Origin of the sequence: Novosphingobium sp. SG720, assembly GCF_012275365.1 — a bacterium.
Lineage (GTDB): Bacteria > Pseudomonadota > Alphaproteobacteria > Sphingomonadales > Sphingomonadaceae > Novosphingobium > Novosphingobium rhizosphaerae.
This window is the reverse complement of record NZ_JAAZQN010000005.1, coordinates 306,205-320,683: the sequence shown is the minus strand read 5'-3', so window position 1 is coordinate 320,683 and position 14,479 is coordinate 306,205. Positions and strand designations below refer to the sequence as shown.

General features: G+C 67.1%; 11 protein-coding genes. 6 read left to right on the top strand and 5 right to left on the bottom strand.

Annotated features, from left to right (window positions below; genetic code table 11):
• Window positions 1–79 precede the first annotated feature (79 nt).
• The 4 genes from FHW94_RS18115 to FHW94_RS18100 all read left to right on the top strand — a co-directional run bounded on the left by FHW94_RS18115 (window position 80) and on the right by FHW94_RS18100 (window position 4,637).
• Window positions 80–409, top strand: a complete 330-nt coding sequence (locus FHW94_RS18115; RefSeq protein WP_168557215.1) for a nuclear transport factor 2 family protein — start codon at window positions 80–82, stop codon at window positions 407–409.
• Window positions 406–1,185 (top strand): SDR family oxidoreductase, encoded by a 780-nt coding sequence (locus FHW94_RS18110; RefSeq protein WP_168557214.1) that lies wholly within the window; start codon window positions 406–408, stop codon window positions 1,183–1,185. Before FHW94_RS18115 ends, FHW94_RS18110 begins: the two co-directional genes overlap by 4 nt.
• 316 nt (window positions 1,186–1,501) lie before the next feature.
• Window positions 1,502–3,628: a TonB-dependent receptor gene (locus FHW94_RS18105; RefSeq protein ID WP_168557213.1), complete on the top strand. Its 2,127-nt coding sequence runs from the start codon at window positions 1,502–1,504 to the stop codon at window positions 3,626–3,628.
• Between the two features lie 73 nt (window positions 3,629–3,701).
• Complete coding sequence (locus FHW94_RS18100; RefSeq protein WP_168557212.1) at window positions 3,702–4,637, top strand: alpha/beta hydrolase fold domain-containing protein; 936 nt, start codon at window positions 3,702–3,704, stop codon at window positions 4,635–4,637.
• Here FHW94_RS18100 and FHW94_RS23385 read toward each other — a convergent pair.
• From FHW94_RS23385 to FHW94_RS18075, 5 genes are all read right to left on the bottom strand, one after another.
• Window positions 4,628–5,803 carry a hypothetical protein gene (locus FHW94_RS23385; protein ID WP_246866241.1) on the bottom strand — a complete coding sequence of 392 codons (1,176 nt, stop codon included), beginning with the start codon at window positions 5,801–5,803 and terminating at the stop codon, window positions 4,628–4,630. The genes FHW94_RS18100 and FHW94_RS23385 overlap by 10 nt on opposite strands.
• 161 nt (window positions 5,804–5,964) lie before the next feature.
• Window positions 5,965–6,861 (bottom strand): LysR family transcriptional regulator, encoded by an 897-nt coding sequence (locus FHW94_RS18090; protein ID WP_168557314.1) that lies wholly within the window; start codon window positions 6,859–6,861, stop codon window positions 5,965–5,967.
• A 105-nt stretch (window positions 6,862–6,966) separates the two neighbouring features.
• On the bottom strand, window positions 6,967–7,962 hold the full coding sequence (locus FHW94_RS18085; RefSeq protein ID WP_168557211.1) for an aldo/keto reductase: 996 nt from the start codon (window positions 7,960–7,962) through the stop codon (window positions 6,967–6,969).
• Between the two features lie 106 nt (window positions 7,963–8,068).
• Entirely contained in the window at window positions 8,069–8,530 is a 462-nt protein-coding gene (locus tag FHW94_RS18080; RefSeq protein ID WP_168557210.1) for a DUF3429 family protein, read from the bottom strand.
• Between the two features lie 59 nt (window positions 8,531–8,589).
• Window positions 8,590–10,980, bottom strand: coding sequence for a membrane-bound PQQ-dependent dehydrogenase, glucose/quinate/shikimate family (locus FHW94_RS18075; protein WP_168557209.1), 2,391 nt, complete (start codon window positions 10,978–10,980; stop codon window positions 8,590–8,592).
• Between the two features lie 241 nt (window positions 10,981–11,221).
• Between FHW94_RS18075 and FHW94_RS18070 the strand changes: the two genes are divergently transcribed.
• Together FHW94_RS18070 and FHW94_RS18065 are read left to right on the top strand one after the other, a co-directional pair.
• Window positions 11,222–12,577, top strand: coding sequence for a dienelactone hydrolase (locus tag FHW94_RS18070; protein WP_168557208.1), 1,356 nt, complete (start codon window positions 11,222–11,224; stop codon window positions 12,575–12,577).
• A 10-nt stretch (window positions 12,578–12,587) separates the two neighbouring features.
• Window positions 12,588–14,471, top strand: coding sequence for a sulfotransferase (locus tag FHW94_RS18065; RefSeq protein ID WP_168557207.1), 1,884 nt, complete (start codon window positions 12,588–12,590; stop codon window positions 14,469–14,471).
• Window positions 14,472–14,479: the final 8 nt, after the last annotated feature.

The following is a 14,479-nucleotide window of genomic DNA, read 5'->3' as shown; positions in this document are numbered from 1 at the left end:
TCCTGATTATCGGGACGGTAGTCCATCGCTAAATCAGCAGGCGAAGGCGGTTTTGCCTGTCACCATCGGAGCACTGACCATGAGCCTTGCGCTACCTCTTCCCATCGCCCGCTATTTCACCGCAGACAAAAGCAAGGATGCAACCGCGATCGTGGCGGCCTTTACCGAGGACGCCATCGTCCGGGATGAAGGGCAAACCTATGTCGGGCACGCGGCTATCCGGCAATGGAAGGTCACCTCGTCCAGCAAGTACACATATACTGTTGCGCCTTTCGCCCTGACCGTCGACCAAGACGCAAGCATCGTCACCGCGCACCTTGCGGGCGATTTCCCGGGCAGTCCGGTCGATCTGCGTTACCGCTTCGTGCTTGCGGGAGACAGGATCGCCGGGCTGGAGATCACGCTGTGACACCCTTCCTTGATCTGTCGGGCAAGAACGCGCTGATCACCTCGGGGACGCGCGGCACCGGCGCGGCCACCGTCAGCCTGTTTCGGGAATTGGGCGCGCGGGTCTTTACTTGTGCCAGGTCCGCGCCGTCGACCATGCCCGAAGACCAGTTCATGGCGGCCGATCTCACGACGCCCGAAGGAACCTCTGCCCTGGCCGAGGCGGCACGGCGACACTTGGGCGAGATCGACATCATCGTCCACTTGCTGGGCGGCTCATCCGCGCCGGCGGGCGGGTTTGCCGCTTTGGGTGACGCGCAATGGTCGCGGGAGCTGCAGCTGAACCTGATGCCGGCGGTGCGCCTCGACCGTGCCCTCGTCCCCCACATGGTCTCGCGCGGCAGCGGCGTGGTCATCCACGTGACATCGATCCAGAGCCGGCTGCCCTTGCCCGAAGCGACGACAGCCTATGCCGCGGCAAAGGCTGCCTTGTCCACGTACAGCAAAAGCCTGTCCAAGGAGGTGTCGCCGCGCGGTGTGCGCGTGGTGCGGGTCTCGCCGGGCTGGATCGAAACAGAGGCTGCCGTCGCCCTGGCGCAACGGCTGGGCGAAGAGGCGGGTACCGACATGGCGGACGGCAAACGCCGGATCATGGCCTCGCTTGGCGGTATTCCGATCGGGCGTCCCTCATCTCCTGGCGAGGTGGCAAGCCTTATCGCATTCCTGGCCTCGGACCGCGCCGCGAGCATTACCGGCAGCGAATTCGTGATCGATGGCGGGACCATACCAACCGCATGAACACACCGGCGCTTTGCGCGGATCGGCCCCTGTTGCACGCGTCGCCCGATTTGTCCGAAAACAGCGGCGGGCTTGTGTTTCCAGCACGAGCAATCGTGGTTGAAACTTCTGCCCGCCGCACGGCCCCGACTATTCAAAATAGGCCGCTATTTAAATCCATCCCCTCGGGCCAGAAGCAGGCCAGCAACGATCGGCCGCCGCAAGCAGGCCGATCACGGGAGAGGGGAGCGATATGTTTCAGATCCAACGTAATTTTCGTGTCCGGGCGGCTGCGTCTGCAGGCGCCATCGCGCTGTCGCTGGCGGGGACCAGCGCCTTGGCCCAATCTGCAGCACTTGCCGGGCCGGCTCCAGCGCAGGCCGCGTCGGCGCCGGGCGAGATCGTCGTGACGGCGCAGCGCCGTTCGGAAAGCTCGCAAAAGGTGGCCATCGCGCTGACCGCCGTGGCCGGCGACCAACTCACCCAGAAAGCCGTGCTGGTGCAGCGCGATCTCCAGAATGTGGCGCCGGGCCTTACCATCACCAAGGCGGGGTTGACCGAATCCATCAATATCCGCGGCATCGGCCTGTCGAGCGGCTCGCCGCAAGTGGCCAATGGCGTGGCAACCTACGTCGATGGCCTGTTCCAGCCTCCGATCGCGCAAAGCTTTGACCTGTACGACATCCAGAGCATCGAAGTGCTGCGGGGCCCGCAGGGCACCCTGGTGGGTTCCAATTCCACCGGCGGCGCGATCTTCATCAATTCCAAGCGCCCCAAGCTGGGCGAATTGGGTGGCGATGTGACGGCCGAATATGGCAGCTACAACAATGTCCGCCTCAATGGCGCAATCAACGTGCCGGTGGGGGACAGCCTCGCCTTGCGCTTTGCCACCAACCAGCACTGGCGCGATTCCTATTATACCGACATCGGCCCGTACAAGAACCAGCCCGATAGCCTCAAGGAACACGATGAGCGGCTTTCCGCCCTCTATCAGTCTGGCGGGTTCACCGCCTACTGGAAGGGCGAACTGGCGCAGAAAAGCACGGGTGGCTATGCCTATCAGCCGATTGCGGGCACGCAGTTTGCCGCTGGCCGCCAGGCGACGCCTTACCAACTGAACTACGACACCAAGACCGCCAATTTCGAGCGCGCGTTCACCACGGCCCTGGAATTGAAGTACCAGACGCCCGGTGGCCTCGTGGTCCGCTCGGTGAGCGGGTACCAGAACAAGCGCGTGTGGAACGTCTATGACGTGGACGGCACCAACGTGTCGCAGGTTGTCGGGACCTTTGGCGCGCAGTACCAGGACCAGTATGTTCGCGAGAAGGAATACTCGCAGGAAATCAACATCATTTCCCCGGATTCCAAACCGCTGAACTTTATCCTGGGCGGCTATTACCAGCACAACGATATCGACGTTCTGCTGCATTTCACCGGCACGGCCCCCTTCCCGATCGTGGTCAATCCGATGAACAGCAAGACCACGCTCGGTGCTTTTGCCCAGGCCAACTATCGCCTGACCGATAAACTGGAGATCCAGGCGGGTGCGCGCTATTCGCACTTCTATGTCGATGGCACGGGCGGCGTCTACCTGGGCGGGCCGCCATCTTCGGCCTTCCTGACGATTCCGCAGACCGGCACCGAGGCCGATGGCCGCATGACCGGCAAGATCGCGCTCAATTTCAAGCCCGATGCCGATAACATGCTCTATGTCTTTGCCGCGCGGGGCTACAAGCCGGGCGGGATCAACCCGCCGGGCGGGATGTTTGCCCCCGAAACGGTGTGGGACTTTGAAGCGGGTTGGAAATCAAGTTTCCTGAACCGCCGGGTGCGCACGCAGATTGGCGTATTCTATAACAAATACAATAATTTCCAGATGGATGTGATCAGCCCGGCGTCTGGCCAGAACGGGGTGGTCAATCTTGCCAATGCCACGATCAAGGGCTTCGAGGGGCAGCTTCAGGCCAAGATCGCCGGTTTTGGCCTGGATGCCGGCGTGTCCTATGTGGATTCCCAGCTCAGCAGCGTGACGGTGATCAACAAATGGCAGGCTGGCGCGGCAACTGCGCAATTGCCCGCCTGCACCACCACGGTGACCAGCAATTGCTTTGCCTATGAATTCATCACGTCCAGTTCCGGGCCCAACCTGCTTTCGCCGAAGTGGACCTGGAACGCGGGGCTTGATTACACCTATGCGCTGGGCGCCGGGCGTTCGCTGGTGCCACGCGTCAACTATTCCTACATCGGCTCGCAATGGGCCTATGTGACCTATCTGCCGCAATACGATCTGATCAACGCGCGGCATCTGGTCAATGCCAGCATCACGCTCAACTGGGACAACTTCAAGGCCGAGCTGTATGGCACGAACCTGACCAAGGAATACTTCGTGACCGGGCAATCCGGCCTCAATGAATTCCGCGTCGCGCCGCGCGAGTTCGGTGTGCGCCTGGGGGCAAAGTTCTGATGCTGGGGCGATCGTCTGGTCAAGACGGCTGGGGAAACCCAGCCGCACCGGCCCCGCTCATGGGGCCTGTGCCATGCCGCTGATTGCCGATACCATGGCGCGGGTGATGCAGCGGATGCTGGCGCCACGGCTGGCCCGGCCGGATGCTGCGCTCTTGTTCCCGGACATTCCGCGCCGGTGCCGGCACATCAGCATCCCGACGCCATTCGGGGCTGCTGCTGCAACGCTGTTCGCTCCGCCCGCAATGGCAGGCTGCGTGCCCGTCCATGTCAACTTCCATGGCGGTGGCTACGTGATGGGGCACCCCGAACAGGACGATCCGTTTTGCGCGTTCCTGGCGGAGCGTGCGGGGGTGTGCGTGCTCAACGTCGATTATGTCCTGGCACCGCAGCAGCGGTTCCCCATTGCGGTGGAGCAGGCCGTTGCCGTGATCCGCTGGGTGGCGGACCAGGCGGCAGAGCAGCGCTGGGATGCCGATCGCTTGACGGTGGGCGGGCAAAGCGCCGGCGGTGGCCTGGCCGCCGCGGCCAGCCTGCTGCTGGCCCAGGCGGGTGCGCCGTGCATCGCCGCGCAGGTCTTGCACTATCCGCCGCTCGATCTCGTTACCCCGCCCGCGCACAAGCGCGCACGCGCGGCACGGCCTGCCATATCGCCGGGTGTCGCTCGCCTGTTCAACGCCGTCTATGTCCCTGATGTGGCCACGCGGGCAGACATGCGCGTGTCTCCTCTGGTGGGCGCGCCCGATGACGTATTGGACAAGGTGGCCCCAGCCATCGTCATTACGGCCGGCCTCGACCTTCTGCAGGCAGAGGGTGCCGCCTATGCCCAGCGCCTGCGGGCACGCGGGCGCCTGCTCGACTATATCGACGTTCCCGATCAGGACCATGCGTACAACTTGCGCGGTGGCCCGCGCGATCTGGTGGAAGCGATCTATGCGCGGATCGCCGGGCACCTGGGCGGCCGCCTATCCCCAGGCGTGGACGCTGCGCCTCTGGCCTTTCACCAGTAGTCCTGCAGCGCCAGCTGGCAGCGCCACTGCGCTTCATTGGGAGCATCCTGGCTGCCGCCAACCAGATGGGCGCGGATCTGGCGGCTGGCCTCGAATAGTTCGCGTGCTGCCGCCTCGGGCAGTTCGGCGCTGCGGGTTCGCCGGATGAGGATGGACCCGGCCATCGCCCGCGCGATGAAATGGAGCAGGCCGTTGCCCGACATATCGGCAATGTCGCGGATGAAACCATACCAGTTTTGGCCAAGGGCAGTGGCATTGCGCGCCTGCTGCATTTGCTGAAACGACTGCTCCACCTTTGCCAGGCGCTGGGGATCCTGTCGCGCGCGGGCCAAATCGATCATGCCGATATTGGCCCGGTTGAGCACCGCGCGGCACCGTTCGGGCGAAACGGCATTGGCGATGAGAAAGGCGTTGATCGTATGCAGGGCGCGCCCCGCATGGGGCTCGCACGCAAAGACCCCGCCGCCCCGGCCGCGGCGCATGCTCACATGCTGGCCATCGGCCAGAATGCGCACCGCTTCCACCGCCACTTCCAGGCTGGTGTCATATGCCGCCGCGATGCTGGCAAGCGAGCCCAGAAACGTCTCGCCAGGCGGCAACAAGGCGATCTGCTGGCGCAAGTCGGCGGCCAGGCGATGGGCCCGTGACGGCGGACTATCGCTATTTGGGCGGGTTGGCCCGGTGGGGGCCGGCTGCGATGGTTCAGGCGCGCGCGCAGGGGGCGCATCCTCCAGCATCGCGTGCATCAACCGCGCCAGAGGATCTTCCTGATCGGCGATTTCCCATTGCAGCCAGCGTCGCGCATCGGCCATTGCCGCCACCGAACTTGTGGCCACGATCTCGCCGCGGATCGTGTCGAGCGTTTGATCCAGGCCGGGCAAGCATACCCGCAGGCCACCCATGCCTTTGCCACCGCGCCGCGGCTCCATGACGCCGCGCAGTTGCAGGATGCGGCTCGTCTGCCGCGCAACGCGGCGGCCCACGCCAAATGTGCTGGCCAGATTGCCTTCGGTAATCACCACCCTGTGGGATGGCGTCAGGCAGATGGACTGTTCAATGCGGTCGGCAACGTTCGCGGGCGTCGATCCACCAAGGTCGTGGCCGTTGATGACGCGTCCGAACAGGTCCCGGGCGCGCGACAGCGTCGGCGTATCAGCGATGGGCAACGCGCAATCCTGCACTGTGGTCACGACCCGTCCCCCAAACAGCCGCTTTCCGACACGGCTTGTTTCGCGAACGTGCCCGACAAATTCACGATCGGCAATGCCCGCGCGGTGCATTCGGCGCCGGGCGTGGCGGCCGGGTTTCACCAGCGCCAGAAAACCGGTCAATCGCCGCGATGGCGCAGCGCGTTGACCAGCAGCGCAAAGGCGGGGGAGGCCTGGCGCCGGCTGGGATAATAGAGGTGGTATCCGGCAAAGGGCGGGCACCAGTCTTCCAGCACGCGCACCAGCCGGCCCTTTGCCACGGCATCGGCAACGACATCGTCCAGCGTCATGATCAGGCCCAGGCCCGAAAGCGCGGCCTGGAGCAGCATGCCCGATCCGGCGAAAGTCAGTTGGCCGTCCACGCGCACGTTCATCACGCGCCCGTCGCGTTCGAATTCCCAGGCATAGAGCCCGCCGGTGCTGGGCATGCGCAAGTTGATGCAGTTGTGCTGCGCCAGGTCGTGCGGGGTCTGCGGGATCGGGTGGCGGTCGAAATAGGCGGGCGCGCCCACGCAGGCCATGCGCATGGTTGGCCCGATGCGCACCGCGATCATGTCGCGCGCGATCGCTTCCCCCAGGCGGATGCCCGCATCGAACCGCTCTTCGACGATATCGACGAAGCCGTTGTTGATGCTCACTTCCACATGGATATCGGGATATTCGGGCAGCAGGCGTTCCAGCGCCGGCCACAGCAGCGTGCGCGCGGCATGTTCGGACGCGGTGATGCGGATGTTGCCGGCCGGCTTGTCGCGCAGGTTGGTAAGTTCCTCGATCCCCGCGCCGATCTGATCGAGGGCGGGGGCAATCGTGGCCACGAGGCGTTCCCCCGCCTGCGTTGCCGAGACCGAGCGCGTGGTGCGGGTGAGCAGGCGCACGCCCAGCTTCTGTTCGAGCTTGCGCATGGCGTGGCTGAGCGCGGATTGCGAGACGCCAAGCCGGGCCGCCGCGCGCGTGAAGCTGCGTTCTTCGGCAAGGACGGCAAAGGCGGCAAGGTCGGCAAGATCGCTGCGGCCGATGGACATGAGGGAGCGGCGCCTTTCAGGCAGAAGAAGCGGTGGGCATCACGCATGATGCCCACCCTACCGGTTCAGGCCAAGCCCGGTGTGCGCGAAGCGCAGGGATTACAGCCCGGTGAGGGCCTCGAAGGCGGGGGTATAGCGCGCGCCCTGCACGGCAATGGCCGAAAGCCGCTCGGCAATGCGTGCCAGATCCGCCGCCGACAACGTGACATCGGCGGCGCCAAGGTTTTCTTCCAGCCGGTGCAACTTGGTGGTGCCGGGGATCGGCACGATGAACGGGCGCTGCGCCAGCAGCCAGGCCAGCGCGATCTGCGCCGGGGTGGCGCCGCGTTCGGCCGCAATGTCCTTGAGGCTGTCCACCAGCGCGAGGTTGGCCTGGAGCGCGTCTTGCTGGAAACGCGGCAAGCCGGCGCGGAAATCGCCGCTCGCCATGTCGGCCGTGCTGGTGATCGCGCCGGTGAGGAAACCCTTGCCCAGCGGCGAATAGGGCACGAGGCCGATGCCAAGCTCGTCGCACGCGTCAAGGATGCCGTTGGTTTCCACCTGGCGCGTCCACAGTGAATATTCGTTCTGCAGCATGGTGACGGGCTGCACCGCATGGGCCCGGCGCAGCGTGGCCGCGCTCGGCTCGCTCATGCCGAAATGGCGCACTTTGCCCTCGGCAATCAGGTCGCGCACGGTGCCGGCCACATCCTCGATCGGCACATTGGGATCGACGCGATGCTGATAGAACACGTCGAGCGTGTCCACGCGCAGCCGCTTGAGCGAGGCTTCGGCCACGGCGCGGATGTGGTCGGGCCGGCTGCAGACGCCGCGCATCGCGCCAGTGGCCGGATCGATGTCGAACCCGAACTTCGTGGCGATCACCACCTCGCCCTGGAACGGCGCGAGCGCCTCGCCCACGGTTTCCTCGTTGGTGAACGGTCCATAGACTTCGGCCGTGTCGAAGAAGGTCACGCCGCGTTCCACCGCCGCGCGGATCAGGGCAATGCCCTGCGCCCGCGAAAGGGTATGGGCATAACCGAAGTCCAGCCCCATGCAGCCATAGCCAAGGGCCGAAACCGTGGGGCCGTGCTGGCCGAGCGTGCGGGTCTTCATGGATGTTCTCCTTGCAATCGAACGGGTGTTGTCAGCGTTCTACCGCAGGGAGACTTCACGCATTAGCTGGGGAAATGCGCATGAACCTATGCATGAAAATCATCAATCAGGCGAGCAGGCCGACCAGGATCGTCAACGTGCCAAGCCCGGTTGCCATGATCACGCGCAATGACTGCCAGCCGGCGGGCAAGGCCAAGTTCTGGGCCATGTGCCGCGCGAGGGCGCGGTCGGCGAGCGGGCTGGCGAGCAGGAGCAAGCCAAGCGTGACCAGTTCCGGCGCCGGCCAGGGCGCGCCCACGCACCAGGGCAGCAGCATGGCCCAGCCGATCAGGCTGGGCAGGACCGCCAGGGCATGAAACCAGGGCGCCGTTACCCCGCCCAGCAGCCCTGCCATCCACCACAGCCCACCCAGGAATGAAAGGATCAGCGCGGCATAGCAGCAGGCCGCGGCCAGCGCCGTCCACCGCGCCTCTCCGCCCGAAAGCGCCATGACCAGGCAGAACGCCTGCGGCAGGATACCGGCAAGGCCGAGGACGACAAGCGGACGGGGCAGGGACGTGATCAACATAGGGCGCAGCAAAGCACGATCGGCGCCAACCCCCGCAAGCTGACCTTTCGATACGCGCCTTACGATTTGGGCAGGGCATAGGCGATGATCGAGTCCCCCAGCTTCGTCCCCAGCGAGCCATGGCCGCCGGCGACCACCACCACGAACTGCCGCCCGCTGGCCGGCGAACGATAGGTCATCGGCGTGGCCTGCGCGCCGGCGGGCAGCCGGGCGCGCCACAGAACGCGGCCGGTGGTGGTATCATAGGCGCGCAAGTAATAATCGAGCGAGGCGGCCATGAACGACAGGCCGCTGCCGGTCATCATCGGCCCGCCGAGCGAGGGCACGCCCAGCTTGAGCGGGATGGGCAGCGGGGTTTCATCGCGTATGGTGCCGTTGGCATGGCGCCACGCCACCTTGCCGCTGACCAGATCGATCCCCGCGACATAGCCCCAGGGCGGCGATTGGCAGGGCAGGCCCAGGCGCGACAGGAACGGCCCCATCGACACGGCAAACGGCGCGCCGGCGTTGGGGCTATAGCCATGTTCGGCCGAACCGCCGCGATCCGATGCGCCCGACGGGCCGCCCTTGCCACCGTTGGTGGCACCGGGCCCCTGCGGGATCAGGCGATCGACGAAGGCCATGTAGTTGGGATGGGCAAAGGCCACCTGGCGCACCGGGTCGATTGCCAGGCCGCCCCAGTCCATCACCCCGAAATTGCCGGGGAACACCAGCGTGCCGCGCGTGGAGGGCGGGGTAAACGGCCCTTCGTGGCGATAGCGGCGGAAGGCGATGCGACAGGCCATCTGGTCGAACAGCGTGGCGCCCCACATGTCCGCCTCGCGGATGCGCGGCGGCATCAGCGAAATGGCCGAGACCGGCTGGGTGGGCGAAGTGAAATCGCCCGGCGCAGCGCCGCCCGGCACGCGCATCTCGCGCACCGGCTGGATGGGTTGGCCAGTGCGGCGATCGAGCACGAAGATATTGCCGGTCTTGGTCGATTGCACCAGCGCGGGCACGCGGCCCCTGCCGGGAATGGTCAGGTCCACCAGCGCGGGCTGGGCGGGCACGTCCATGTCCCACAGATCGTGGTGCACGGTCTGGAACACCCAGCGCGGGTGGCCGGTCTTGATGTCGAGCGCCAGGATCGATGTGGCGAAGCGTTCGGTTTCGGGCGGGCGCTTGCCACCCCACTGGTCCACCGCGCCCATGCCCATCGGCAGGTAGAGCAGGCCGAGGTCTTCGTCTGCCGCCGCCGTGCTCCAGCTGTTGGGCGTGGAGGGCACGGGCGGATGGCTGGGGCCAAGCGGCGCCGTGTCTTCCGGCCGGCCTGGATCGAACGCCCATGCGGGCTTGCCGCTCGCAACGTCGAAAGCCTGGATCGCGCCCGAGGGCATGTGGACCGAGGCGTTGTCATAGATCGCGCCACCCACCACGACGAGGCCACGGGTGACCAAGGGCGCCGACGTGAACTGGAACCAGCCGGGCTTCAGGCCCGGCCCGGTGACGGCCAGATTGACGGCGCCGCCCTGGCCAAAACCGGTGCACAGCCGCCCGGTGTGCGCGTCGAGCGCGATCAGGCGTGCATCGGCCGTCGCCATGATGATCCGTTGCGGGCACGATCCATCGGCGCTGTGCGCGGCGCCGGGCCAGTTGGCATCGTGATAGGAAACACCGCGGCAGGTCAGGTGCTGGACATTGGCCGGCACTTGCAGGTGCGGATCGAATTTCCAGCGGGTTGCCCCGGTTTCCGCGTCGAGCGCCAGGACCATGTTGTGCGGCGTGCAGGCATAGAGCGTGTCGCCCACCTTGATCGGGGTGAGTTCATAGGTGATTTCTTCCGGATCGCCCGCCCGGCGGGTGTCGCCCGTGTCCACGCGCCAGGCCTGCTTGAGACCGGTGACGTTGGCGGGGGTGATCTGGGTGAGGGGGGACCATTTGGTGCCGGCCCAGGTGTGGCCATAGGCCAGCCAATCGCCCGCATCGGTGCCGGCCGCCAGTGCCGGGGCCGGCCCGCGCGCGCCGGGGAGCTGGCCATCCCATTCGTGCGGGCTGCGTGCCATGCTGGCCAGGCCGACGAGGGCGGCCAACGCCAGGCTGAGCGCCAGGGGACCGGCGTTGCGCCACCAGCCGGGCTGGGCCGATGCCAGGCGCCGGGTGACGAAGGGCAGCAGCAGGATGCCGCCGAGTATGAAGATCACGTCGCCGCGCGGGACCAGCCCCCACCAATCAAGGCCCACTTCGGCCAGGGCCCAGGCGAGCGTGGCGAGGACCAGCACGGCATAGAGATGCAGGGCGGCAACGCGCCGCTGCCACAGTAGCACGGCACAAGCGAGCAGCGCCACGCCCGCCATGCCATGGAACCAGCTGCCCCCCTCGCTGGCCAGCCAGATGCCGCCGCCCAGCAGGATCAGGCCGCATAGGCCAAGCACGATGGCCATGATCGCCAGGGCTTTGGTGGTCTTGCGCATTGCCGAATTTTCCCTGTTAGCGCCGATGCTTGTCGCGCCTTTCGGGTGGGCAACGAATTGTGCGGCGCAGCGTTCCGCGCCAGGCTTGCGATTGTGTTTGCGCCCTTCTTGCCGCCATCGGGCTTGCCAGCCACGCGCGATGACACGAAAGCAATGGCAGATGCCTTTACGAGATAGGGCACGGGCGCGCCCAGGCCATAGCATTGCCGTGGCAAGCGAACCGGCACGCGCGAGGAGGATCATGACGCAGGCAAGGCAGCGGGGCCCCATCGATCGGGGCATGGCGGGGTTCGGGCGCGGCGCGATGGCGCTGGCCTTGGCCCTGGCGGGTGCCATGGGCGCAGCGCCCGTGCCGGCAGTGGCGCAGGTCGCGCCGGGGCAAAGCGAGCCCGGACTGCCCGAACTGGCCGCGCCCGGTGCCTATGTGCCGGGGACGATGACACGCACGATCGTGGCGAAGGGGCAACTCGATGCCGCAGCCGCTGTCGCGGCGGGCAAGGCGGTGCCGGGCACGCGCACCTTGCCCTTGCGCATCTGGTACCCCGCCCGGGCCAAGGCCCACGCACGCACGGTGACCTACGCCGCCAGCCTGACCGCAGAACCGCCCCGGCCGCCGGTGCATTTCACCATCGCCGGGCGCGCCGTGGCCGATGCACCACCGGCCGGCCAGGGCTTTCCGCTGGTGGTGCTCTCGCACGGGTTCAACAACGATCCGGTGATGCTGCGCTGGCTGGGTGAGAACCTCGCCAGCAAGGGCTATGTCGTGGTGGCCATCGCCCACCACGATGGGCCGATCACCCAGGCCAGCGGCGCCATTCCCATGATGTTGCGCCGCCCATTGGATGTGGTGCTCACGCTGCAACGCCTGCGCGCCGGGCTGTTGGGATCGTTGGCCGCCACCGACCAGGTGGGGCTGATCGGCTATTCCTTTGGCGGCTATGGCGTGCTCACGGCGGCCGGGGCGCGGCTCGATCCGGCCGGCCCATGGGCGGCGCGCCTGCCGGCGGCACTGCGCGCCGACTATACCGGCGACGGGCCGCGCGCGGGGGATTTGCGCGTACCCGGCATCGCCGCCGTCGTGGCCATTTCGCCAGCCGGAGGCGGCGCGCAATCGGCCTGGGGCGCCGGGCTGGCCCAGCTTCACGCCCCGCTGCTGGTCCTGGCGGGAACCGCCGATCGCACCGTCGGCTATGATCCGGGCCCCGCCACGATCTTTGCCGGCGCAACCGGGGCGGATCGCACGCTCCTGGCGTTCCAGGGCGCCGGCCATGCACTGGGCACCGATCCCGCCCCGGTGCAGATGCGGCAAGCGTTGTGGGACATGGACTGGTTCGAGGATCCGGTATGGCGCAAGGCGCGCCTCAACGGCATCAGCCTGCATTTCATCACCGCGTTTTTGGCGGTGCATCTCAAGCACCAGGCCGCGATGCAGGCCTATCTCGATGTGCCGCAGGAACGGTCTGACGGGGCAGGCTGGACCGGCGCCGAAACGCCCTATGCCGCGATCAGCGCCGGCGGCACCAATCCCACCTGGAAGGGCTTTGTGCGCAACCACCAGAACGGATTGCTGTTGCGGCACATGGCACCAGCGCCCTGATCGGCCGCACGTGACGCTCGACCGCGCCAAGGCCCTGTTATCCCACGATCCGGCGCAGGCCCGCGACTTGGCCCTGCGCGCCGGGCCGGGGCTGGAAGCGCGCTTTGTCGCGGCAGCCGCGACGCGCCGCTGCGGGGATGCCGATGGCGCACTGCGCCTGCTGGCAATGCTGCCGCAAACCCGTGCCTGGGGTGTCCGTTACGAACGTGGCGCCGCCCATGCCATGCTCGGGCAAGGGCAAGCGGCGCTGGCCGCATTGGAAACCGCGCACCGGCTCAATCCGCAATCGGCGATCGCCGCGCATGCGCTGGCCGGGCAACTGCGCGTGCTGGGCCAACCCATGGCGCCGGCGCTGGACCAGGCACGGGCCGCCATCGTGGCCCAGGGGGCTGCCCTGCCGGGGGTGGATCGTCGCGATCCATGCTGGCTGCACCTGCTTGCCAATGCCGCCGTGGCGCAGGGCAACGACGAGGCAGCAGAGGAATGGCTGCGCGCCGCGCTGGCGCTGGCACCGGCCTATGATGCCGCCGCACTCGATCTGGCCATGCTTTACGAGCGCCAGCAGCGCGGGCCCGAGGCGCTCGCGCTGGCCAGTCCGCTGGCCGCGCGCCATCCCGCCAACCCGGCGCTCCATGGGCTGGCTGCAGCCGCGCACCTCCATGCCGGCGACGTGGACCAGGCGCTGGCCGCGCTCGATGCGGCGCTGGTTCTGGCACCGGGGCAGGCCGGCCTGTGGCAAGTGCGCGGGCACGCCCTGGCGGCGGCGGGTGACGTGGCCGGGGCCGTGGCGGCCTATCGCCAGGCCCTCGAACACGCGCCGCACCAGGCCGAGCCTTGGTGGAACCTTGCCAATCTCAAGACCTTCCGTTTTTCCCTGGCAGACCGCGCCGCGATGGAACGGGCCCTGGCCGATGCGGCCTTGCCACCGGCCCAGGCCGCACACCTGCATTTCGCGCTGGGCCGTGCCGCGCTCGATGCGGCAGAGCCCGCCCGCGCGATGGACCATTTCCATCGCGGCAATGCCTTGCGCCGTGTCCAGGTGCCGTTCGACATTGCCGCGCACGTGGCGTTCGTGGCTGGCACGATCGCCACGCTGACGCCCGATTTCCTGGCCCGGCGCGCCGATTGGGGCGATCCGCGCCGGGGCCCGGTCTTCATCGTCGGCCTGCCGCGCAGTGGCTCCACCCTGGTGGAGCAAATCCTGGCCAGCCATCCGGCGGTGGAGGGCCTGTCCGAACTTTCGGACTTTACCGTGCTGGCCCGGCAGCTGACCCGCCGCCTGATCCAGCAGGGTCGCGCGCACGATCGCGTGTCCGCGCTGGCGGCGATCACCGCGCAAGAAGCGCGCGGGCTGGGCGAAAGCTATCTGGCGCGCGTGGCGCGCTTGCGGCAAAGCGGGCGGCCCCTGTTCGTGGACAAGGCGCCGGGCAACCTGTTCAACCTCCCGCTCATCCGCCTGGCGCTGCCCAATGCCCGCATCATCCACGTCACGCGCGATCCCATGGCGTGCGGTTTTTCACTTTACACCCAGGATTTCGCCGCCGGGCAGGGGTACAGCTATGATCTTGTCACGCTTGGCCGCTATTGCCGCAGTGCGACGGCCTTGGCCGCGCATGGGCACAAGGTGATGGCGCAGGCGATGATGCAGGTTTCCTATGAGGCGATCGTTGACGATCTGGAAGGCCAGGTGCGCCGCCTGCTGGATCACTGCGACCTGCCCTATAGCCCGGAAACACTGCGTTTTTTTGAAAACCGCAGGGCGGTGCGTACAATCAGCGCGCAACAGGTGCGCCAACCGCTGCACCGCGCTGGCCTGGCCCGCTGGCAGGCCTGTGCCCCCTGGCTCGGCGCCTTGGAGCAGGCCTTTGTGACAGGGGATGACAAAATCCGATGAGCGCATGC

Bases quoted from the DNA above. Each gene is read 5' to 3' on its own strand.
- FHW94_RS18075 (WP_168557209.1), bottom strand. From the start codon at position 10,980: ATGCGCAAGACCACCAAAGCCCTGGCGATCATGGCCATCGTGCTTGGC.
- FHW94_RS18100 (WP_168557212.1), top strand. From the start codon at position 3,702: ATGCCGCTGATTGCCGATACCATGGCGCGGGTGATGCAGCGGATGCTG.
- FHW94_RS18080 (WP_168557210.1), bottom strand. From the start codon at position 8,530: ATGTTGATCACGTCCCTGCCCCGTCCGCTTGTCGTCCTCGGCCTTGCC.
- FHW94_RS18085 (WP_168557211.1), bottom strand. From the start codon at position 7,962: ATGAAGACCCGCACGCTCGGCCAGCACGGCCCCACGGTTTCGGCCCTT.
- FHW94_RS18070 (WP_168557208.1), top strand. From the start codon at position 11,222: ATGACGCAGGCAAGGCAGCGGGGCCCCATCGATCGGGGCATGGCGGGG.
- FHW94_RS18115 (WP_168557215.1), top strand. From the start codon at position 80: ATGAGCCTTGCGCTACCTCTTCCCATCGCCCGCTATTTCACCGCAGAC.